Annotated in this window: 20 protein-coding genes and 1 pseudogene; 7 read left to right on the top strand and 14 right to left on the bottom strand. The window is 44.7% G+C overall.

Annotated features, from left to right (window positions below):
• Window positions 1-804: 804 nt before the first annotated feature.
• The gene (locus QUA62_RS23695; protein ID WP_333407152.1) at window positions 805-4,482 is read right to left on the bottom strand and encodes an NACHT C-terminal alpha/beta 1 domain-containing protein; all 3,678 of its coding nucleotides are present in this window, start codon (window positions 4,480-4,482) and stop codon (window positions 805-807) included.
• A 132-nt stretch (window positions 4,483-4,614) separates the two neighbouring features.
• On the opposite strand from QUA62_RS23695, the gene QUA62_RS23690 reads away from it, so the two are divergent.
• The 3 genes and pseudogenes from QUA62_RS23690 to QUA62_RS23680 form a co-directional block, all read left to right on the top strand.
• The gene (locus QUA62_RS23690; RefSeq protein WP_333341504.1) at window positions 4,615-4,902 is read left to right on the top strand and encodes a hypothetical protein; all 288 of its coding nucleotides are present in this window, start codon (window positions 4,615-4,617) and stop codon (window positions 4,900-4,902) included.
• A gap of 25 nt (window positions 4,903-4,927) precedes the next feature.
• Window positions 4,928-5,584, top strand: coding sequence for a hypothetical protein (locus QUA62_RS23685; RefSeq protein WP_333407150.1), 657 nt, complete (start codon window positions 4,928-4,930; stop codon window positions 5,582-5,584).
• Between the two features lie 138 nt (window positions 5,585-5,722).
• Window positions 5,723-5,965: pseudogene (locus QUA62_RS23680) on the top strand (IS1 family transposase); the annotation flags it as partial.
• Window positions 5,966-6,122: 157 nt separating this feature from the next.
• Here the strand turns inward: QUA62_RS23680 and QUA62_RS23675 are convergent.
• Window positions 6,123-6,908: an ATP-binding cassette domain-containing protein gene (locus QUA62_RS23675; RefSeq protein WP_333407148.1), complete on the bottom strand. Its 786-nt coding sequence runs from the start codon at window positions 6,906-6,908 to the stop codon at window positions 6,123-6,125.
• A gap of 653 nt (window positions 6,909-7,561) precedes the next feature.
• Between QUA62_RS23675 and ssuE the strand changes: the two genes are divergently transcribed.
• The 4 genes from ssuE to QUA62_RS23660 all read left to right on the top strand — a co-directional run bounded on the left by ssuE (window position 7,562) and on the right by QUA62_RS23660 (window position 9,764).
• Entirely contained in the window at window positions 7,562-8,119 is a 558-nt protein-coding gene (ssuE, locus tag QUA62_RS23670; RefSeq protein ID WP_333407146.1) for an NADPH-dependent FMN reductase, read from the top strand.
• A gap of 33 nt (window positions 8,120-8,152) precedes the next feature.
• Window positions 8,153-9,184 (top strand): sulfonate ABC transporter substrate-binding protein, encoded by a 1,032-nt coding sequence (locus QUA62_RS23665; protein ID WP_333407144.1) that lies wholly within the window; start codon window positions 8,153-8,155, stop codon window positions 9,182-9,184.
• 181 nt (window positions 9,185-9,365) lie between these two features.
• A complete protein-coding gene (locus QUA62_RS29490) occupies window positions 9,366-9,470 on the top strand; it encodes a hypothetical protein (RefSeq protein ID WP_445301707.1) in 105 nt (34 codons plus the stop codon).
• 66 nt (window positions 9,471-9,536) lie between these two features.
• Complete coding sequence (locus QUA62_RS23660; RefSeq protein ID WP_172190219.1) at window positions 9,537-9,764, top strand: EF-hand domain-containing protein; 228 nt, start codon at window positions 9,537-9,539, stop codon at window positions 9,762-9,764.
• Window positions 9,765-10,044: 280 nt separating this feature from the next.
• Here QUA62_RS23660 and QUA62_RS23655 read toward each other — a convergent pair whose 3' ends face one another.
• The 12 genes from QUA62_RS23655 to QUA62_RS23600 form a co-directional block, all read right to left on the bottom strand.
• Window positions 10,045-11,049 carry a 2-oxoglutarate and iron-dependent oxygenase domain-containing protein gene (locus QUA62_RS23655; protein WP_333407142.1) on the bottom strand — a complete coding sequence of 335 codons (1,005 nt, stop codon included), beginning with the start codon at window positions 11,047-11,049 and terminating at the stop codon, window positions 10,045-10,047.
• A gap of 36 nt (window positions 11,050-11,085) precedes the next feature.
• Entirely contained in the window at window positions 11,086-11,544 is a 459-nt protein-coding gene (locus QUA62_RS23650; protein ID WP_333407140.1) for a carboxymuconolactone decarboxylase family protein, read from the bottom strand.
• 29 nt (window positions 11,545-11,573) lie between these two features.
• Window positions 11,574-12,359: an aliphatic sulfonate ABC transporter permease SsuC gene (ssuC, locus tag QUA62_RS23645; RefSeq protein ID WP_333407138.1), complete on the bottom strand. Its 786-nt coding sequence runs from the start codon at window positions 12,357-12,359 to the stop codon at window positions 11,574-11,576.
• The gene (ssuD, locus tag QUA62_RS23640) at window positions 12,356-13,537 is read right to left on the bottom strand and encodes an FMNH2-dependent alkanesulfonate monooxygenase (RefSeq protein ID WP_190660313.1); all 1,182 of its coding nucleotides are present in this window, start codon (window positions 13,535-13,537) and stop codon (window positions 12,356-12,358) included. The genes ssuC and ssuD overlap by 4 nt, the downstream gene beginning before the upstream one ends.
• Before the next feature lie 22 nt (window positions 13,538-13,559).
• Window positions 13,560-14,642 carry a sulfonate ABC transporter substrate-binding protein gene (locus tag QUA62_RS23635; RefSeq protein ID WP_333407136.1) on the bottom strand — a complete coding sequence of 361 codons (1,083 nt, stop codon included), beginning with the start codon at window positions 14,640-14,642 and terminating at the stop codon, window positions 13,560-13,562.
• Between the two features lie 442 nt (window positions 14,643-15,084).
• Complete coding sequence (locus QUA62_RS23630) at window positions 15,085-16,293, bottom strand: acyl-CoA dehydrogenase family protein (protein ID WP_333407134.1); 1,209 nt, start codon at window positions 16,291-16,293, stop codon at window positions 15,085-15,087.
• 64 nt (window positions 16,294-16,357) lie between these two features.
• Window positions 16,358-17,179 (bottom strand): class I SAM-dependent methyltransferase, encoded by an 822-nt coding sequence (locus tag QUA62_RS23625; RefSeq protein WP_333407132.1) that lies wholly within the window; start codon window positions 17,177-17,179, stop codon window positions 16,358-16,360.
• 184 nt (window positions 17,180-17,363) lie between these two features.
• Window positions 17,364-18,116: an ABC transporter ATP-binding protein gene (locus tag QUA62_RS23620; RefSeq protein ID WP_333407130.1), complete on the bottom strand. Its 753-nt coding sequence runs from the start codon at window positions 18,114-18,116 to the stop codon at window positions 17,364-17,366.
• 52 nt (window positions 18,117-18,168) lie between these two features.
• On the bottom strand, window positions 18,169-18,996 hold the full coding sequence (locus QUA62_RS23615) for an ABC transporter permease (protein ID WP_333407128.1): 828 nt from the start codon (window positions 18,994-18,996) through the stop codon (window positions 18,169-18,171).
• Between the two features lie 157 nt (window positions 18,997-19,153).
• Window positions 19,154-20,200, bottom strand: a complete 1,047-nt coding sequence (locus QUA62_RS23610; protein WP_190660302.1) for an aliphatic sulfonate ABC transporter substrate-binding protein — start codon at window positions 20,198-20,200, stop codon at window positions 19,154-19,156.
• 628 nt (window positions 20,201-20,828) lie between these two features.
• A complete protein-coding gene (locus tag QUA62_RS23605) occupies window positions 20,829-21,578 on the bottom strand; it encodes a sulfite exporter TauE/SafE family protein (protein WP_333407125.1) in 750 nt (249 codons plus the stop codon).
• Between the two features lie 24 nt (window positions 21,579-21,602).
• A complete protein-coding gene (locus QUA62_RS23600) occupies window positions 21,603-22,811 on the bottom strand; it encodes a YeeE/YedE family protein (RefSeq protein ID WP_333407123.1) in 1,209 nt (402 codons plus the stop codon).
• Between the last annotated feature and the right edge of the window lie 87 nt (window positions 22,812-22,898).

Here is a 22,898-nt window from a genome sequence, read left to right as displayed (position 1 = left end):
GAAGAAATCAGTTCACTATCTTCTTACACTTTCATTCTGGAAGCTTTATTCTATGCAGCTTCATATTAAATTGGTATAAGAGAAATATAATTAACGTTATGATTTGAAACAATGGATTTGTAATTTGAAACAAACGGTTATTATTAATAACCCAAGGGTGAGCCTGTACGCGCTCTGGTTGAGCGCGGTCACTTTCCACAAAGCTCACATGATGCTGAGACACCCGCGACGGTGTAACGACTAGGGTTAATTTATCCAAAATTTTTTTGTGGTTAGTAGTTGAGAGTGATGTACGCAGAGAATCTGACCTGCGTCGTTTGGAAAAGAACCTGAAAAAGGCTCGCACAGAAAAGGAAACGAATCGTCAAGCGGTTGGAAAACATTACCCGGTGCTTCGATCGCACCTTAAGCTCCTTCATGTTGGCGGTATGCACATCTGACGATCCAGTTCCTCCGGGTGGGCTTGGTGTTGGACGAGTTAAACGTCTGTTTCTTTCTTAACGAAGCCTGGTTTGTCCAGGTGACTCACGACAAGCATCCATATTGGATGGAAGTAATTCCTGACGAAGCATTATCTCCAGTACCACCATCACAGTTATCGGTAGATGATGGTGAAGACGATTTGGACATCCCGTTCTAGTTGACTTGGACAAAACTTTTGCAGGTTCTCAGTAACTCTTTCCTCGTAATGGATTGCACTCAACTTGAGTAACTCCTCACCGCTTCGCGCGTGGCTTGAGGCAGATCGAGTAACTTATGTAATGGTGCGTCTAGCAACTGGGTAGAAGAAACCAAAACGTAATCCTATATAATTTCATCCATCCAGCTTTGAATCTTGCTAATCAGCTTTAGTGGGTCAGGTTGAATATCCTTCAAGGGTTGCTCAAGAGACTGGTTGGTAATCCAAGCAAGGTGAATCCCCAAGTCTGGATCGGCAAGTTTTTGGCAGAATGCGATCGCTTCCTCTGTTGGCTGGTAAAAACCGTTAGCGTCTTTGATGTACAAAACCAAAGCTAGGTTTGGGCGCTGCAACTTGTCTTGAATCTCGAAGAGGTGTTGTTGAAGTTCAGCATCATTCTTGACTGTGGGTGGTTTCCCTGGAATTTTGACAGCGTGATGCTTGTAGATTTTATTGCAGAGTTTTTGCGCGATCGCTCCTTGTTCTGTCTCTTCTTTGAGGGATAGTAAGTTGATTGCCAGAGGATGAGTGTGTGCAGAGGTTCGCAGTTGGTTAAATTCGATGTTTTGCGCTTCGAGGATTTGAGCTTCAGCAGAGTTACCAACAGGAATGTTGTCAGGTGCTGCAGGATGGGTAGCGGTGGATTGCCTGTGCCATGCTTCATAAAAGTCTGGATAGCTCATGTTTTGGGCACAGTGCCAGATGAGCTGGTAGCAGCACTCATAACGGTCGTTATAGGAATGGTGCTGATTATCTGTATCCTCTTGCAGGCAGCCACTTAGTTTTGTAACTACTGTCTGATAAAAATTACCTTGAGTAAGTGCAGCAAATATTATTTGGGTGGCTGCGTGTAGGAGTTCAGGAGCTTGTTGATAAAAAACCTTCCCCCTATACCATGCGTTAAATTCTGGACGTTCAAAATCGCTAAAATTTGAGACGGTTCCCAAAGAATTATTTTGTTCATTCCTTCTAACCCATCCAGTGCAAATAAATTCAATCAAATGAAGTAAAATTATGGGATTATAACTAGCTGTACCGCCTAAATTTATCGCTGCCTTATAGCGATTTTCTATTGGGGAATCACCATATATAACTTGAGTCAAAACCTTGACTACCTTTAAATCACCAGTGGCGATTTTTCCCAGACTATCAATTGCTCGTCTACGAATCCAATCTATTGCATCCTGTTTTAAATCATCAAAGCTATTTGAATTATCGATTATCCTAATCAGGAAATTAATAGCATCTTTATTGGCAAAGCCAATATGACCCAGTATATCAGTCATTAAAAAATAATAGTGACCAATTGAACCATACTGATTGCTGTGAATAGATTCAATCAAATCAGAAAGAGTGTAATTTCCTATATTTTCCGTGACTTCTCTAATTTTCATCAAACTCTGAGCCGCTTTAATACGAGTTGATTTGTCTGAACTAGAGCAAAGCATTCTAATTAGATTAGCAATCTCTTCGGACTTACCGTAAAAGGTTCGCCATGACTCCTTTTTGTCTTCCCAATCTAAATCGCCTATCAATTTTTCTGTTGCTTCTGGATGATGAGGAAATTTCTTCAGTAAAACTCTAGCAGCCAGCCACTCAATAGGTTCAAAATCGGAATAATTCATTAGTGTTGTCAAAGCTGAAATAGCTTCCTGATGACTTGAATCAATTTCTAATAAACCAGTAGCAGCTAGTAAACAAGTCATGTCATGCCGAGTAGGCTGACTTTCGTGTAATATGCGGATTAGAACATCGATCGCTCTGCTTTGATCTGTATATCTCAATATTTCTCTTGCTGTCTCTGATAGAGGATCAGATGACAACCAGCGTTTACTGCAAGCCCAGATTGCTACTTGCTCGACAATCACCTTTGCTAGTTTGCAGTTTGGAAACTCTCTAATCCCCTCTGCTGCAAGAAAATACGCTCGAAACCAATAAAAGTTCAAGTTTTCACTGTCACATCCATCGCAGAACTCTACTAAACCTTTTATCAACTGCTCTTTCTGCTCTTTTAGCTTCTCATCTTGACGCCCCAGCCAGAGTAAAATTACCTCTTTCCATTGCAACTCAAAAACTCGATAGCGTTTATATTTTACCGATTTCTCTTTATCTTTTACTGGTTTATCTTTATGCTCACGTGGCAAGAAAAATTCCCAAGCATCAATCACTGTTGCTGCAAAATACTCCTGAAATGTGGGATGAAAGAAAGCATAAACTGGTTTGAGTGAATTTTCTAGCTCAACACCTACTTGATTCAACCAACCCAATTTGTCAGCTAACTCAAATAATTCGGGATATGGTTTCTCCAGTTCCTCATAAACTAAACTATGGGGCAGGATAGACTTGAATCCCTTGTCGATCGCCTTCAAAGCCAGTCGTCCAAGAGCTGCATTTAAGTCTCTTTGCTGTGCTGAGGTGGTGGGAAATACCCCCTTTTTCAAGACATAGAGCGCTTCAACAAACATCTCATAGAGTTCAGCTTTGGTATCTGGTAATTTTTCTCGTCCAGATTGCCAAGTAAAACACAACAGCGCTAACCGTAAAGGATGGCGTGCTAAATCCTTGATTCGCTCTTTGCCAGTTTCGTCTAAAGCCTTACGTAATTGTTGACCCCCCTCAGTCCCCCCGACGTGGGGGGAGGCTTCTTCCTCCCTCTCCTTGTAGGGGAGGGCTAGGGAGGGGTTCCCAAACCACTTATCAATAAACTGCTTCACCCGATCTGAATTCTTGCCATCCCCATAGCTGAAATCCAGCATTTTGTAAGTATCAAACTCAGATAGAGCATTTCCCGCAGCATCCCAGAGATTCAGGCGGCAAGTCAGCACCACCCGCACATTTTTCAGCAAGGGAACTCTGACGAATTCGGCAAGTTTTCCCAAGGGGTCAGCGACTTGCATTTCATCTGCACCATCCAACAGCAACCACACTCGCCCATCTTTCAAGTGTTGTTCTAACTGTTCCACCCATTCAGGCGGTGCAGCATCAAACTTACCTGCCGCATCTCGCAGCCAATCTTTGAGCAAATACTCCTGTAGAGGCTTTTCGCCAACTACTCCTAAAGAAATCCAAATCGCCCAATCCTCAGTTTCATCCAACACCCAATCAGCAATCTTCAACAACTGAGTTGTTTTTCCTGCACCTGGTTCACCAATGATGTTGAGGCGTTTGCCATTACTCTTAGGACTCTGCTGGTGGGCGAGAACCTGCTGGAAAAAATCATCGTAGTCGATGGGGGTGATTTTCTCCTTTTCTTCTCGATATACTCGTGAACCTTCTTCTGGAGAGGAATCATCACGACGCTGAACCTTTTGAGGGCGCTCAACCAATCCTAGAGGGACATGAATATCATCGAGTTCAAACGTTATCCCCATGCCAGAGGTAAACAGATTGCTGGCAAGTTCCCGCTTTGGTTCCAGCATGGAACGGCAAACTTCTCTCCAGTTAATCAGTAAGGGCTTCTGACTCTGCTTAGGTAATCCGTATCCAGCCTTGGCAAGTAATTGAGGGACACGAATCCAGCCACCTATCGTGTCTATCGAGTCGTCTTGTAGTTTGAGAATGATTTTTAGGTATGGTGCGACATATCTAGTTAGGGCAACTTTAACTGTTGCTGGGGATTTTTGACACTTAGTAGCGATTTCCTTGGTGTCATGTTCACAAAGCACACCTTTGAAATATCTCCAAGGTGCTTCGGTGATTCTCTCGTGCTGGGCAGCTTCTAAGTCTGCTCTCAATTTTTCCAGATTGAACTTCTTTGCAGCCTCATCAAATTTCTCTTCTGGTGGATCTGGAATGGGAGACATCCTAATTAACCGTCATCAAGTTCTTGCTGAATCAATGCTAACAAATTGCTAACTCCAGTTAGTCGATCGCTGACCCTAGCGCCGACTATCGTTGAAACATCCCATCAGACATACGTTTCAGAGATTTAGCGAATGAAAGCATTTCAACTTAGCCTACCTATTCCAGGCTGTGAACCCGTTTGCCTAGACGATCGCAACCAACCCAAAAATTCCAAGCACCGCTCACGCCCTATCGTAATTGAACCATCTTGCACCACCCAGAGAGCAGCAGACCTTCTCGGCGTATCTACCACCACTCTCTATCGCGCCCGAAAAGAAGGCAAACCCTATCAACACAAAGCCTGGATTGCCCAAGCGATCGGTGCCAAAAACGCTTGGACAGTCTCATACACCCCGAACCAAGCCAAACCGAACAACTGATGAATGAGAAATTGGAGTAACTGCAATGAATAACAACCACTCAACCATCAACTACAACGACTGCAACTTCCACGACTCCTGTGCAACCGCAGCTTCCAACTATCCAGAATGCGATCGCCAAACAAAAACCAACACTCAAAACTTCATCATTCCCACACAAACAGAAGTTTGGCAGTTTCTTCAAGATGAATGCAAACTGGACATCAGTCACATCTCCATCAGACCACCCTTCGATAAGTGGTGGAATATCCTCCATGAAGGCAGCCACTATGCCACTAAGCCACTAACTTATCTTACTCTGTGGCGTGAAAACGGCTCCCCTGGAGAAATCCCTAACCTAGACTGGTTCAGTGGCGATGGGATAATTAAGCCCAAAGATCCAACTCCCGATGAATGGGGATGCCGTGCTTGGTGTCTGCAAGTTCTGAAATATAAAGGCTGGAAAAATCCTCTCGATTGCCCTGACTATCCTAGAAACTGGGAAGGACACCAAACGCACAATCCTCACCTGTGGATGCGAAACAAAATTACCAGTCCTTGTCACCCATTCCAGAAAAACGGGTTTGAGCAACTAAAATCTGTCGGAATTGACGTAAATCAAGGCATCTTCCGCCCCACCAAAGAAATCAAAATCCTTGGCTTGCAACCTATTGTTGGTTGGGACTTTCCCCAAAGTGCTTAATCATTAGACCTCTTGCGAAAGTGCGATCGCTCGTCTGACTTGATAGGCTAGGCTTTATATTGGAGACCGCTCAAAAAATTTGCGTCCCAGCTCTGGCCATCTTTACCTCCTGTCGATAGACCAGGTGTTTTTTTTTATACTGATTTTTGGGAATATTATTCAAAAGTGCTACCTTTTAAAAGACATCGACCTGTAGGCAAAGAATCGGGAAAAACCAGTCATATTCAAAGACTTAATAATACTTTACGGTCGCGATTTTCTCGTTGGGTTCGTAAAATCTTGTCTTTCTCAAAAAAACTGCAAAACCATAGGGTAGCAATGTTTAACTGTGTACCTTACTATAATTTTTGCATAATAAAGCGATATCATGAATGTGCATGACTACCAAACCCTTTCAAGCCGAATAACTTCAGATTGAAAAACTTTAATACTTGTGAAATCCGAGCGTTAATTAGTGGGCATTTTCGTGAGAATTTAGCATAATCATTCAGACTAATTTACACAATTTGCTATTGAAATAATTTCTGACAACCACCGTTTACCGAAACGCAGTTATTGCATATTTTTCTGCATCTTTACTACTTTGTTTTTGCTCCATAACGCGCTGCAAAATAGTGTCTACTTTCGCAGCAAATACAGCATTTCCTCTCTGCCTCGGTCGTGGGAGATCAATATAACAGTTCATTGCTATTTGACCATTTTCTATTAAAATAACTCGATCAGCTAGCACCACTGCTTCTTCTACATCGTGAGTGATCAGTAGCGCGGTAAATCCTTTTTCTTGCCACAAATTTTCTAACAATTGCTGCATCTCAATACGGGTCAAAGCATCTAACGCGCCGAGGGGTTCATCAAGCAGCAGCAAGTCGGGTTCGCAGGCGAGGGCTCTTGCTAAAGAAACTCTTTGCTTTTGACCGCCGGAGAGTACAGCCGGCCAATCGCTGGCGCGCTCGGCAAGCCCTACAGCGTGAAGGACTTGCATCGCTTTATAGCGAGTGTTTTCTTTGGCATTTAGTAGCCCTAATTGCACGTTGGCCAGCACTTTTTGCCAAGGTAGTAGCCGTGCATCCTGAAACATCATTCTCACTTTCGAGTTAAGTTTTTTAGACGGCTTTCCGTCTAGAAAAACCGTGCCTTGACTGGGAATTTCTAGTCCGGCAATTAAGCGCAGCAAGGTACTTTTTCCACATCCACTGCGACCCACAATTGCTACAAATTCTCCGGGATTTATTTCGAGGTTGATATCCCGCAAAATTTCAATATTTCCAAATGACTTCTGGAGTTTTACTAATTCTAAGCGCATTCCTGAGAGTCCTGATTCCATTTTAAAAAACCTCTATATATCTGACAATTCATCGCACAGGCTCATAACAATTAACAGTTAAAAGTTAAGTGCTAACTTTATTTCGCTTGCAAAAGTTGCTGTTAAGCAAGTGTTAATGAGCCTGCTGCTCACCGATTTGGGTGAAGAGCAGATTAGCATCTCTAACTTTAATCTACTGTAAGTCAGTCAAGTTATAGTATTTTACGATTAAACAAGAGTATTGCATAGGTATTTACAAAAAGCAAGGGAATTTTTTCCCAAAATTCGGGAACTTTGATAAATAATTGTTAAGAACAAGCAAACCCTCTTCCTGTAAAGGTTCTGCTTGTTCTAGCGACCATCAGGGGTAACTCTCCTTCCCTTACTTCTGGGTGAACCCGCATCCGGCGGCGAACCGGTTTCTGTTTTTGAGTCCGGTGAGAGTCTGCTGTATTGGGGGAAATAACCGGACAGTTGCTTTGGACCGAGATTCGCGATCGCGCAAAATTTGTGTAAGAGTTATCAAACTTTACATCTCAATTTACTTGCTTTTTAAAATTGACCGTGCTAGCTTACTATCTATAAAATACGGTAAATCTACCAAGTTACCGTATTTAGTGGCTATACCGTAAATCGTTCATTTTTAAATGAGTCAAAAATAGGAGGACTATTAAATGCCTAATGTTGTTGCGATCGCAGGTAGCCCGTCTCATCCATCCCGCTCTTTTGCAGTGCTGGAATACGCCCGCCGCGCTGTCGAGAAAGAGGGACTGAGTACGGCCTCTATCAACGTCCGCGATCTCCCGCCAGAGGTATTAATTTACGGACAATTCGCGAACCCAGACTTAAAAGCAGTCAATGATTTAGTAGTAGAAGCCAAGGGCATAATCATCGCCACACCTGTTTACAAAGCAGCCTACACAGGCGTACTCAAAGCTTACTTAGATTTGCTCCCGCAGAAGAGTTTAGCTGGTAAAGTTATTCTCCCCATCGCCACCGGAGGTACGCTGGGTCACTTATTAGCAATTAACTACGCCCTCAAACCAGTGTTATCCGAGCTGGGCGCTAGTCATATCTTGGCTGGTGCCTATGTTTTAGACACGCAGATCCAAAGTTATGACGAAACAAGCGTACAACTTGAAGAGGAAACAGAACAAAGATTGCGATCGCAGTTGCAAGAGTTTGTTGGTGCCCTGCAAACTGGCAAACCCGAATTAGTTGGAAGTCTCTGAGCGGAAAGTTACCAACAAACAATATTATTGTTTATGCTCAAAAGACTGATTTCATTCCTTGCTCAATTATGGCGATCGCACCTTTCCCTAGCAGCGCTATTTCTATTGGGAATCAGCTTAAATTGGGCGATCGCCTCCTGCAATACTCCCACCCCTACGGGATCTGCAAGCCCCGCCGCTTCCTCCGCAGCAGCTCAAGCTCAGGTAGTCCGCATCGGCCATCAGAAATTAGACCCCTTCACGCTAGTCAAAGCCAGAGGCGGGTTAGAGAAACGCTTGCAGCCTCTAGGCATATCCGTTGAGTGGAAAGAATTTCAGTCAGGCCCCCCGATGTTGGAAGCGCTAAACGCCGGCAGCATCGACATCGGGCGCACCGGGGACGCTCCTCCAGTCTTTGCCCAGGCTGCTAACGCACCCCTGCTTTACATTGGCGGTAGCGCCCCCAAAGACCGCAGTTCAGGTATTTTAGTTCCTGCTAATTCGCCAATTCAAACCCTGGCAGATTTGCGGGGTAAGAAAATAGCTTTTACAAAAGGTTCAAGCGCCAATTACCTGCTAGCAAAAGCATTGAAATCCGCAGGGATAAAATGGAGTGAAATTAAGCCGGCCAACCTGACACCAGCCGATGCCAGAGCTGCCTTCCAACAAGGTAACGTAGATGCTTGGGTAATTTGGGACCCGTTTTATGCAGCAGCTCAAGCGCCAAGAGATGTTCGTGTTGTTAAAGATAGTAAAGGACTAGCAGCTAACCGAGATTTTTACTTAGCTAATCGCTCATTTGCTCAGCCGAATGTCAAAGTCATTGACGCAATTAGAGAAGAAACTCAAGCAGTAGCGACTTGGGCTGATGCGAATCCCGCAGAAGTAGTCAAGATTCTCGCTCCCATTCTGAAAATTGATGTTTCTATCTTAGATGTAGTGACTCGACGGCGGAGTTATGGATTTGAACCGATCCAAGCTGATATGGTTGCCGAGCAACAGGAAATTGCGGATACTTTTTTTGAACTAGGCTTAATTCCCAAGCAGCTCAAAGTTGAAGAAGTAGTTTGGAAACCAGGTAATTAAAAATCCCCGCTTGTGGGTAAATGTTGGATAAAGCAAAACACCTGATATCTTCTACCTTCCAAATAGCAGGGGTGAAGACGATGCTGGGGAACCGCGCTGGGATTACAGGAAAGGTCAGCCCCCTTGGTTGCGTCACGCCCACGCTTCGCATTTACTAGACAGGGCCGCGCCGATTCATTTGGTGCAGCAGACGTTAGGGCATGAATCGGTAGCGACTACTTCCAGGTATCTACACGCACACGCCCAAACGACAGCAACAGCTTGTATCTGCCAGGGTAAAAGGTAACTTTCCTTGCATCTTTTTCAACATTATGGGATATTGAATTGAAAAAACTAATTCAAATAGAAACTTATGGCAACTGAGCAAGAGCTTCAATCTCTTTTTAATGCCTTGGATGGCGATCAAGATGGCAAAATATCGAGTAATGAGCTTTTTTTAAGTCCTGGGTTAAATGCAGTCATTTTAGCAGAAACAGGTACTAGCCCCGCGGAACTGCTAGCGACGTATCGAGATGAAGAGGGTAATATTACCTTTGAAGACTTGAAACAAGCTGTTAAGAAAGCAGGGAATTTAGAATAAGCGCGATCGCCCAGCCAGCAGCGATTGAAATAAAATCATTTATCCAAGTGGATGAGTGTCTTCCCCTGGTAATAGTTGCAGTAGTTATAGGGCAAAAAGCGATCGCTGACTACCAAGGATAAGAACTTGCTTCTTATCCTTTCATCTGGCAGGGATTTAAGCCCCAGTTGACATTAGAGTTATAATGTCGGCAGTGGAGAACCTTTTTTCTTTGAGCTACCTCCGAAAATCCCCTTGACAACTGGCTTTGAGCCTTAACTTGTCACCAATGGGTGACTGTTTACAAAACTTCCTGGCGCAATTGGGGAAAAACCTTTGCAACTTTGTTCAGGACATAATCGCCGTAAGTGCCGCGAAACTCGTGAACGCTGGCTTTATCCCAACGTTCGTTCTTGTTGTCATCGACGATCGCTCCCTTGATTTCGATCGGGTGGAGTTCAGCATTGAAATTGGGATCGAAGAAAAAGGGAAATGAGAGGCGAGATCGTCCTGACACATTCTTGACTCGATGAGGAGTAGAGCGATAAAGTCCACCTGTGAGCCGATCGAGCATATCGCCAATGTTACAAACAAATGAGTTGGCGATCGGGGGAGCATCAATCCAGCCTGATTTTGTCTTCACTTGCAACCCACCTAAATCATCCTGCTTGAGAATCGTGAGCAAACCATAATCGGTATGTTCTCCCACTCCCCAGGATTGCCCTTGCGGATTGCTTTGTGGTGGATAGTTGAAAATGCGAAATAAAATCAGGGGATCAGTCGTATAGCGATCGCGGAAGTAAGATGCTTCTAAGTTCAAACTCAGGGCAATTCCAGCCATTACTGCGTGACCCAGTTGAGTCATCACCGCCAGATATTCTAGTATTATTTCGTGAAAAAGAGGAATATCTGGAAACAGGTTTGCTCCGTGCATGGGAACGCCCGCTTGAACAGCCGGATGGGTTTGATTCAATTCCGATCCGAAATAAATTCCTTCTTTCAAATCTGGTTTACCATTCGTCAGTTCACCTCCAACCGGAAAGTAGCCGCGCCATGCCCGACCTCCCAGCGCCATCCGAATTTGCATTTTAGTTTCTAAATCTTGAGCAAAAAACTGACGGCTCAGTTGCTCCAAACGGTTTTGCAAGCCTTTGTCTACACCATGCTCAACAATGTAAAAAAAACCTGTGCTGCAGCAAGCTTGCCGGATTTGGTTTGCAACAGTATCGAGGCGATTATCCGATACCAGCGAACTAATATCGATAACGGGAATCTGAGAAACATCTACTGTTAATTCAGTTGCCATAGAGATAGATTATAAGTAGTTAAGATTGAACGCCTTTTATAATTTAAATTGTTCATCCACCGGAATTTGATAGCCATTGGCCAGTCGATTGGTAGCGTTTGCGGTTGCCACGATCGCCATCAGTTCCCCAAATATGGCATCATCCATTCCCTTGGCTCGCGCGGAAGCTGTATGAGATGAAATGCAGTATGGGCAACCATTTGTAACGCTGACAGCAATGTAGATTAACTCGCGGGTCAGGGGATCGAGTTCTCCCGGAGCCGTCATCACCTCCTTCACATTCTGCCAGGTACGTTGCAGGGTAGGCGGATGGTTGGCTATCGCTTTCCAAAAGTTGTTGATATAATCTGTTTTCCGTGTCGCACGAATATCGTCATACACTGCCCGTACTTCATCATTTGCGTCTTCGTATTCAATCAAATGGCTCATAGTTGTACAGGGGTTTGTAGCTGTAATTTCTAGAGAAACTAAGAAAGAAAAATGGGACAATCTCATCTTTCTTTCTTATGGCTTCTTTTTTCAACCTAAGCTGGCTGATAATTGGGATGCCAAGCAAGCCATTTCTCTTCTAACTTTCTGGCGATCGCATCTGCCAACTTACCCAACAAAGCATACATGATAATGCTCACCACCACTACATCAGTTTGCAAGAACTCGCGAGCATTCATTGCCATGTAACCAATACCAGAGTCCGCCGCAATTGTTTCTGCGACAATCAGCGTCAGCCACATAATCCCCAAGGAATATCGCAGGCCCACCAAAATTGAAGGCAAGGCCCCAGGCAAAATAATTTTCCACAAAAGAGACGTGGCACTCAGACCATAAATTTTTCCCATTTCAATCAATCCGGCATCTACGCTGCGGATGCCGTGAAATGTATTGATGTACATTGGAAAAAACACACCCAAAGCTACCAAAAATAATCGAGCTGGATCGCCAATTCCAAACCACAAAATTACTAGAGGTATTAAGGCGAGGTGTGGAATATTACGAACCATTTGTAGAGAAGTATCTAGCAGCTTTTCGGCTATTGGAAAAAGACCATTGAGGAAACCCAGAGTCAAACCAATTCCTCCGCCTATGATGAAACCAACCAGCGCACGACAAGCACTAATTCCGATATGGTGAAACAGTTCTCCGCTAATTGCCAATCTAAATCCAGCATTTAAAACACCTGTTGGTGCTGGTAAAACTCTTGTGGAAAGCCAACCCACCTGCACCAATAATTGCCAGCTAACAATCAGCACCATTGGTACAATCCAGGGAATTACCTGCTGAAAATAGGGGTTTTTAAGCCAGTTTTTATTCATGACGCGCTCGTAGGAATAACTTGTTTTTGTTGGAGAAACTTTTCGTTGGCAACAATTTCGCCAAAAGGACTAAACATTTGCGGTTGATGTACAGTCGGTTGGTTTTTCAGCGGCAAGCGGGGGAATAGCAATTCAGCCACTCGATATGCTTCTTCTAAGTGGGGATAACCAGAAAAAATGAAAGTTTCAATTCCCAATTCGGAATATTCCAACATTCGCGCGACAACAGTATCGGGATCTCCCACTAAAGCAGTACCGGCACCGCCTCTTACTAACCCAATTCCCGCCCACAAATTGGGGCTAATTTCCAGAGCTTCGCGGCTGCCTGCGTGCAGTTCAGTCATGCGCCGCTGCCCTTCAGAATCCATCCTAGCATAAGCTTTTTTGGCGGCTGCGATCGCATCTTCATCGACATATTGAATCAATCGATTGGCATCCTCCCAAGCTTCGCTTTCAGTTTCGCGCACAATGACATGAAGGCGAATTCCAAAACGCACAGTTCTACCCTGTTCTGCAGCTAATTTTTTTACAGCTTCAATTTTTTGGGCTACTTGTTGTGGCGGTTCTCCCCAAGTAAGATAAACATCAATATGTTTAGCGGCAATTTGTTGTGCTATTGGCGAAGAACCGCCAAACCATAATGGAGGATGAGGAGTTTGTACAGGGGGGAATAAAAGTTTTCCGCCCTTTATTTCAAGGTATTCACCGCTAAAATTGACTTCTTGCTCTCGCCCGTTAGTCGAGTTACTCTCTTCAAGCATCTCTCTCCAAACTGTCAAAAATTCATCCGTCAGTTCATAACGTGCGTCGTGACCCAGATGCACTCCATCCCCCGCCAATTCAATCGGGTCGCCGCCCGTAACAACATTAATCAGCAAGCGTCCGTTAGATAACCTGTCAAATGTTGCTGCCATCCGTGCTGCTACCCCAGGAGACATTAATCCAGGACGAATTGCTACTAAAAAACGCATTTGTTCTGTAACAGCCATTAGAGATGAAGCCACTACCCATGCGTCTTCGCAAGAACGCCCAGTCGGAAGCAGAGCGCCCGTAAATCCTAAACGATCGACGGCTTGAGCGATTTGCTTTAAGTAGGAAAAATTGCAAGAGCGCCCTCCAATTCCTGTAGCTAAATAGCGACCGTCTCCGTGAGTTGGGATAAACCAAAATAATTCCATTTGTCTTACTCTCCATCACTATTTATTGTTTAGTTAGCTGAGCCACTTCGCTAATTTTTACCGATTTGGGAAGCAGCTTCAAATCCAAGAAAGTATCAGCAACTTTTTGCTGGTAAGTAACGACTTCATCCGTAATTGGCTGCACACCGTAAGGCCGCCTCCGTGAGATTTCCTCTAAAGTTGGAACATCAATACCAAGCTCAGGAGACAGCAGTTTTGCCACTTCAGTTGGTTGAGCTGCCGCCCATTCATCTACTTTTTGAAGTTCCTCTAAAATTGCCTTAATCCGGTCCGGATATTGCTCGTTAAAAGGTTTGGCAGCTAGATAGAATTCCCGATTAGCTACAAGCCCTTCCCCATCCTTAAGAACGCGAGCTTCTGTAGCTCGTTTCGCTACGGTAAAAAATGGATCCCAAATTGCCCAAGCATCAGCACTACCTTGTTCAAAAACTGCCCGCGCATCGGCTGGTGGCAGATAAATAGGCTGAATGTCGCTATATTTCAATCCGGCTGCTTTTAATGCTTCTACCACGAGATATTGCACATTTGAACCCTTATTAAATACAACTTTTTTGCCTTTCAACCCAGCCACATCTTGAATAGAAGAATCTTTTGGTACTAAGATAGCTTCACCTTTAGGATTAGGAGGCTCATTCGCAACATATACCAATGGTGCGCCAGCAGCTTGTGCAAAAATAGGCGGCGCTTCTCCTGTATGGCCAAAGTCAATAGTGCCTGCATTCAAAGCTTCTAGTAATTGAGGGCCAGCGGGAAATTGAAGCCACTGTACAGAAGTGCTTTGGGAAGCCAAACGTTTCTCTAAACTTCCCCGTGATTTAAGGATACTTAGAGTTCCATATTTTTGATAGCCGATCCTAATTACATTGCTCTGTTGTGATTTAGAACTAGCCACGGATGTGGCAGCAGAAGTCGGGGCAGTAGTTGTATTTGTTTGCTGAGTAGGATTACAGGCAGAAACGGTCAAACTCAAACTGAAGCCAACTGCAAAAAGCAAAGCCCAGGTCTTGATTGAACTAGGTTTGAGTTGGCTCCCAAAATGCCTCAATTTAGCTAAAAAATGGCTCTCTCTTAATCGGGTTAACACTTTTCCTTCCTAAGTTTCAAGTATTGAAAACAAAAAAACGCAATAGCTATGTAAAAGCTGAGCTAATCATTATGGATGAGCAAGCAACGATAACCCGACCGATATACCGTAGTTTATCCTGATAAGCTCCTATTATTCCACAAATGACTTCAAAAATGCAAGCACATTGTGTAAATTTTTGCTGGTCTGACTTATCTAGTTACTTGAATGATTAATATTCAGGGGCAATGTATCAGTTGTACCCGCAGGAGAAAAAGTAGCATCTATAGCAATCCTAGATCATTTGTGCATTTCTTACTCCCGAGCGAGCGGCTTCGGGGAGAATTAGGGTGGGTAAAAAAATTACGACTCCTGCAAGGATTGCTATAGCCCTGCTGCTATCTACATAAAAACCTGAGATATCGGCGAGTGAAGATAAAACCTCCTTCAAAAAGGATGATTTTTACGTATAAAAGCTGGGATTGGGGAGCTGATCGTTGAGTACCCAGTTACCCAGATCGTGAATTTTATAGTCAACAGAATCATGTAGCGTAAACGTTCTCAGATTACGCCAGTAGCGATCGAAACCATATTTACTGGTGGTAGCACGCGCCCCCATCACTTCAAAAATGCGAGTAGTCACATCTAAACCTATTTTTGTGGCAGCAACCTTTGCCGTTGCGATCGCGATCGCGCATTTTCCACGTTCTTCTATTGTTAAATCTATGCCTTTTTCCCAAGCTGCTTGCAGAATGGCGGCGGCTCGATCCGTCAAACTGCTAACCGCTTGCAGATCGACCCACATTTCCCCGTAGTGTTTCAGAATGTAGGGATCTTGGGTCACACTAGGAACATCAGAAGTCAACCAGGGTCGTCCTTCGGTGCAAGTATAGTCTTTAGCAGCAGCAAATGCTCCTTCCGCAATACCCAAATAAATATGGGCAAGATTTATTTGCGTCAAACAAGATCGTAAAGTACGGAAAGGAATATCAGCACGGGTGCGAGCGCCAAACACTTCCGAGTCATAAACGTGCACTTGGTCGAAACTAATACTACCGCTATCGGTTTGACGTTGCCCGATGTTATCCCAATCGTCATGGATTTGTATTCCCTCTCTTTGAGTGGGAATTACAATAATTGTGAGTTCGGAGGTATCTTGACGAACCGCAGTGATGGGTAAGATATCAGAATCTTTGGAGCCAGAGCAAAAGCTTTTTGTACCGTTCAGTAAAAAGCCTGTACCATCAGGAGTTAAAGTCGCACGGCGATCGAGGGGATTGAGAGCATTGCACCAAAACCAATTGTTTGTCACCGTATCTTTGTAGAACTGCGCCTTGCGCTCCTCCGTGCCAAAAAGATGCGGGATAATAACCCCTAAATGGTGATAGGAGTAAACATGGGCTAGAGAACTATCAGTCTTTGCCAACTCGCGGGAAATTTGCAGTGCAGCAATCCATGTTTCGCCAATACCGCCATATTCTTTAGGAATAATCAAACTGAGCAAACCGCTCGATCGAATGCGATCGCGTTCATACTTTGGCGTACCGCCAAGACGATCTCGTTCGATGGCAGTAGCAGCAAATTCTTGAGCAAGTGATTTCGCTATCGCTACATAATCTTGCTTGCTGTCTTGTTGTGTTGTGCTTTGCGAGTCTACAAGGGATATTTTCATATTGATGATACAAAAATCGAGGGAAGTAATGAGGTACAAATGATTTAGGATTCCTATAGGTTGGTCAGTCCTTAAAACCCAAGTAAACAGAAATAGGTACATCTTCAACAAAATGACCTGAAGGTTCTGCACTGAGAATTGCTGCTTTAATTTCCGCTTCAAATACAGATGTATCGCCATTAAAGTAATCACGACGGCAGTAAGCGGTGGAGTAGAGATAACCAATAAAATTATCAATCGTCCAGTGTTTTTGAAAGTCAATCTTATGGCGCTTAATCCGAACGAATGGCGATCGATCCAAAACTTCTAAATCAGACTTGTAGAGCAAAGGAACGCTGCTCGATCCCACACGCCGCTCTTCTCCTAGCCACCTTTTGATCGTAGCTAGCACATTTTGTGCCCAAACAGAGTCATTTGACCAAATATCTTTTTCAGTTTGAATAATCGCTATCCCCCTATTAGCGTTACTGGTGCGATCGAGCAGATCGTAACTACGCTGTAGCACCAGTTCTTGATCCATCCAATGAAAAGCACGACCAATGGTGACAAGGGAAAATGTACCAATTGCTGGGGAAATATTTTCTGCTAAATCCCTTACCCAAGCGATATTTGAAGCATGAGCCAGTTTAGCTTCTTGCTTGGCAACTTCGAGCATTTCTGGATCGGGATCGATACCCAAAACAGATTGAAATCGATCGTGCAAGGCGATCGCTACCAAGCCAATCCCACAGCCGAGATCGAGAAGCTTGCCTTGCCCATCTAATTGAAATTCCTGTGAGATTAAATCGTAAAGAGTATTTGGGTAGCGCGGTCGATATTGCAGGTAATAAGAAATGGCTCCTTGAAAGAGAGTGGGATCGTAGCTCGGGAGTAGTTTAGTAGTCATGATTGAAGTCAACTTTTGCTGAGTTAGGATTTAGGTTTTGAGATAGCTGCTTTGATAATGATGGGTTTTGGCAACAATTTTATTCAAAATAATATAGAAATTGTTACATCTTTAAATTAATAGAACTTACAAAGGAAACCTCCTCCTTCTTGATTAGATATTAATTGTGATCTCAGCCTGGGATTTAAACCTCTAAGGGAACCGTTTGCGTATTGGATAAATCCAAGGTACTCAATAATTTTTCTTTCCAATATTGCAAATCGCGATCGGTACGCCTGCGGGGACGGGGAAGATTGATATCTAGCTCAAGATGAATGCGTCCAGGGTTGCCACGCATGACGATCGCGCGATCGCTTAAAATCACTGCTTCTTCAACATCATGGGTCACAAGAATAATGGTCTGGCGATCGGATTGCCAAATTTCTAACAGACGATCCTGTAGTTGCATTCTAGTAAAGGAATCGAGAGCACTAAAGGGTTCGTCTAGCAACAAAATAGAAGGATTAGTGACGAGGGCACGGGCGATTGCTACCCGTTGAGCCATTCCTCCTGATAGTTGGCGCGGCAGCAAACGAGCAAAATCTTGTAATCCAACCTTAACTAGAGCATCACTTGCCCGTGCCTTGCGTTCATCTTTCGGTAAGTGATGCAAACCAAACTGCACATTTTCCCAGACTGTTAACCAAGGCATCAGGCGAGGTTCTTGAAAGATTACACCAATTTCGGGATGAGGTTTGTCAATGCGAATATTGTCAATTCGCACATCTCCATAAGTTGGCAAATCTAATCCAGAAATGAGCCGTAAAAGTGTACTTTTGCCGCAACCACTCGTACCAATAAAACTAACAATTTCGCTACGATTAACAGCTAAATCAATAGACTCTAACCCTACAAAGCCATTTTGAAATCGTTTATGTAGTCCTTCGATAAGTAGCATATATGTTTCCTCATTGGCGCTTTGAACGAATGCTTTAAACTAATACTTTGAACTAATGGTTGGAAGCGTAAACATCCTGCCAATGGAGTAGCCAATGCGATGCAAGGCTAATAACCGAGTCAGTCACTTTTCCGAAAATCGCAAACAAGAGAATGCTAGCGAGGGTGATGGCCGGTCGTCCAGTCGCTTGCCCATCGATCAATAAGAAGCCTAAACCCTGACTGGCTCCCATTAATTCAGCCGCCACGACAAACATCCAGCCCAAACCCAAGCCACTTCGCAAACCGACAATGTAGGCAGGCAAAGTCGCAGGCAAGAACACACGACTGATAAGCTGCCAATCATTAAGTCTATAGATTTTGCCAACCTCAACCAATTTGCGATCGACATTGTGAATGCCGCTCATGAGATTTAAGTAAACGGGGAAGAAGACTCCAACGGCGATCAGAGCAATTTTAGAAGGCTCATGAATTCCCATCCAGAGGATGAATAGCGGCACCCATGCGAGGGAAGGAATGTTACGGAGTGACTGCAAAAGTGGGTCGAGTAAATCGTGAATTAGGCAAGAATAGCCTGTTAATCCTCCTAGAATAGTGGCCAAAAATGTACCAATCAAGAAGCCAACAAAAACCCGATAGAGTGTAATGCCGATGTGCTGCCATAGTTCCCCTGCTGCACCGAGTTTCCCAACTGTTATGACAATAGTTGAGGGAGCAGGTAACAAGTTAGGAGCAACCAAGCCAAACCTAGACAGACTTTCCCACAATATTAAGAGAAAGACTGGCAATAGCAAGCCCTTTGTTCTGCCCAGACGACTGAGGAATTGCCAAATATTACCTGTTTGTGCGCTTGTGATTGCGATAGCAAGTCTTTGTCCCATAACTTAGTGTTTGCTGTCCTGCATAGATAGCTTTGAAGCCGAATTAAAAGTTAAAAATGCAAAATTTAAAATGATGCTTTAATTTTTTAAGTTTTAACTTTTAATTTTCCGATCTGCCTGGGTGAGTTGGTTTATATCCACAGCCGATGTTTTTTACTTATGATTTGGCAACCTTTGCCACATACTGCGGATCGATTAAATTGTTAACTACTGTAATGACATCAACGGAATTCTCGATCACGCCGCTTTTTTTCAAGACATCCCCAGCAGCACTAATAACGGCTTTTTGTTCGTCACCAATCGATGAGCTTGATATATCGGTTCGCTCCTCTAATTGTTTAGTTGCTACCGATTCTGTCAGCTTCGATGCTTTAATCACCACTTGCTTGAGTTCACTAGGATTTGCGATCGCCCATTTCCTTGCCTTCTCATAGGCGTTTAGCACTTGACTAACTTGTTCAGGATATTGTTTGGCAAATGCCTCGCGGACATTCAAAAAGCCTTGACTAATGAGTTTGGGATCGCGGAAGAAGAGTTTCGAGCCTTTTTCTACTTCTGTCTGTGCCATAAATGGATCGAGACCAGCCCAAGCATCGACATCGCCTTTCTCAAGGGCAGCTTTACCGTCAGCGTGGGGCAAAGGCACAATTTCCACATCTTTGGTAGTCAAACCGGCTTGATCCAAGGCACGCAACAAGAAAATAAACGGATCTGTTCCGCGCGTTGCTGCAACTTTTTTGCCTTTTAGATCGGCGACTTTTTGAATGGAAGAATTTGCAGTAGTTACTAATGCCGTCCATTCGGGTTTGGAGTAAACGTAAATAGATTTGATGGGATTGCCATTGGCTTTGGCAATCAGTGCGGAAGCACCAGAAGTCGAGCCAAAGTCAATGCTGCTGCCATTGAGAAACTCTAATGCCTTGTTACTACCTTGACTGAGCACCCATTCCACTTTGATATTGGCTTTGGCTAAGTCTTCTTCTAGCCAGCCTTTCTCTTTGAGTACGAGACTGACAGGATTGTAGTAGGCATAATCTAAACGTACTACCGTAGGAACTGCCGTAGGAGATGAGCCTGGGGATGCTGCTGTAGTATTAGTTCCAGGAGAGGAAGAATTACAGGCATTGACTAATAGCGATAGAAACAGCCCAGAAATAAAAAATAGCAGTAACCTACGTCTGGCAATGGCAAACCACTTGCTCATGATTCGTCTCCTCGACTCCTTGGTGAATGTCTCGCTTAATTAGGACTTCCGTGATATATACGTTAAGTCAATCGATTTACCGTAGTATTCGATTTATCTTACAGCAATGCACACTCAAGATCAATGGTGACAATCAAGAAGTTAGAAATGAAGAAGGGGCTAGGGGGAAGATGGGGGAGATGGGGGAGAGGGGGAAGAGGGGGAAGATGGGGAAGATGGGGAAGATGGGGAAGATGGGAATAGAATCAGCGAGTTTGGTGGAAGTCAGAACGTCCTAACTGCCAAGAAGGTTGCTATAGCAACCTTCTTGGCAGTTAGGACTATATTGATCGCTGAAACCCTTGCCATTATTGCCTCTTCCTTCTTCCTTCTTCCTTCTTCCTTCTTCCTTGTTCCTTCTTCCTTCGGCTATATAGAACCCATTTGGGATCTATGCGATCGCTGCCTGCTCCACAACTTCAATGATCTCCAGTCCTAATACACGATCCATGCTGAATGTTTTCTCCTATTGCAGCTCCTGGCTACTCCACGGCTTTGGAGGCGCTCACTGCCTGTGAGTCGGATTTTGAGCTTTTTAGCCAACAGGTCTATGAAACTCACGACCGTGAGAGCGAAGACTAGGAATTTTCTATCCCATCATGGTTTTGACGGCGAGGATTACAACAGTCGCCAAAAAAATCCGACGTAACCAGCGATTGCTAAGTTTGAGAGCCACCTGTGAGCCGATGATGCCCCCAATAAACATGGCAATACCTAAGATGATGCCCAATCGATAATCAACGATGCCAGCCGCTGTGAAAACTCCCGTTGCAACGAGCGAGGAAAAGATATTCACCAGCTTGGTTGTAGCGATCGCTTCCACAAAAGTCATCCGAAAGAGCGCCACATAGGCAGCCGTTAGCAAGGTGACGTACCCGCCACTGAAAAAACCACCATAGATACCCAGCCCAAACGTTGCCACATAACCGAGTAATTGGGCTGCCCGTGATGGGCGATCGGCTGCCGGAAGAACGCCACCTCGATGATTCGCGATCGAGAAAACAGCAACCGCAATCATGGCAGCCGAAACAATCTGCGGTAAGGACTTTGACGGTATTACCAGGACTAATCCTGCTCCTAGAATTGAGCCAATCAGAGTCAGCCCAATCAAGAGAGGCAAGCGTCTTAGATTAATCGTTTGTTGCTTCAGAAACGGTAACGTTGCACCAATACTCATAAACGTGAGTGCCAGCATATTAGTGGCTAAAGCCGTGCGCGGTGCAATGCCCATCTGCAACATTACAGGCACCGTAATTAAGGAGGTGCTGCCTGTAATCACGCTGATCATGCTGGTCGCTAAAAAAACTGTAATCAGGATCAGTAGTTGAAGGGAAACCATATGGGTTCTATAAGTTCCCTTACGCTAATTGGGTAGCCGAAACAAAGGTCGTAACCGCACCCCGATCGCAGTTCCTAGGAGTGCAGCCACAATCCACAGCCAGCCGTGCAAACTGGTAGACGCGATCGCCCCAAAGAACCCACTCACATTGCAACCGTAGGCAAGAAATGCACTGTAGCCCATCAGTAAGCCACCTAATATCGCCGCCACCATAATCTGTTTGGAAGGCTGAAAAGTTGGAACCCATCGCCCTGCTAACCCTGCAGCTAGCAGTGCTCCTAGAACGATTCCACCATTCATCACCGAACTGACATCTGCAAACACGCCATTTGTGAGGGCAGCCTGAGCGTTGGCAGTTTTCCAAAATGGGCTACTGGTAGAGTCCCACCCCAAAAACGATGCAATCTCAGCCGCCCACAGCGCAAAGCCCCAGGTAATCCGCCAGGGTTGCCCAGACAGGAGCAGCGTCAGCCAGTTGAGCAGTGACAGCGCGATCGCACCTGTGAGTAGCGACCAAGGGCCGTAAATTAGCTGAGTTAGCGAGGAGGGGAAAAGCGGAGGGGAAGAAGTTAGGGGAGGAGAAGAAAGAGCTTTTGCAGAAGGGAAAATGCGCCCGAGTGCAACAAACAAAGCAGCGAAAATTGTCAGTTGCAAAACCACTGCCCAAAACCAGCCAAGATTATCTGCCAAAGAAATCGCCGGCAAAGCAGGCAAATTCACCCACAACTGTCGGGTTAAGCTGGCTGCAAATGCTCCAATGCAAAATGTCACCAGCGTCATCAGCAGAGTGAGACTACCGGAACCAACGGTATACAAAGTGCCACAGCCGCAGGCTCCCCCAAGCTGCATCCCAATTCCAAACAGGAAGGCACCGATCGCCCCTTGAACGCCTACAGGCGCAACAGCACCCCGCACCGGCTGCCCAAATACTGTTCCGGCTGCCAGAGTCGGCGCAAACAGAACAGTAGCGATCGCCAGCATGATAATTTGTGCGATCGCTCCCCGCGCGTCTCTATGCACAAGTAACTTGCGGTAAGCACTGGCAAAGCCAAAGCTAGAATGGTAAAGTGTTAGGCCCAGCAACCCACCAATCAAGAACAATAGGCTTTGCTGCCAACCATAACGATTCAGTGTAATTGTCCCAACAGTAAAAAGTGCTAAGGCGATCGCAATTATCAAGCGATGGGATCGAAAAGGAGCCAAGAACGGCTCACCAGAAATTGATGAACTCATTTTTACTACTTCTTAGGTGGGTTCTTCGGTTCTTCCGGTGGCGGATCGCAACTGCCTAAAGCAGGTTGACTTAGATGTACCAAATCA

Source organism: Microcoleus sp. MON1_C1 (assembly GCF_036701945.1).
Taxonomy (GTDB): Bacteria; Cyanobacteriota; Cyanobacteriia; order Cyanobacteriales; family Microcoleaceae; genus Microcoleus.
This window is presented reverse-complemented; position numbering and strand designations above follow the sequence as displayed.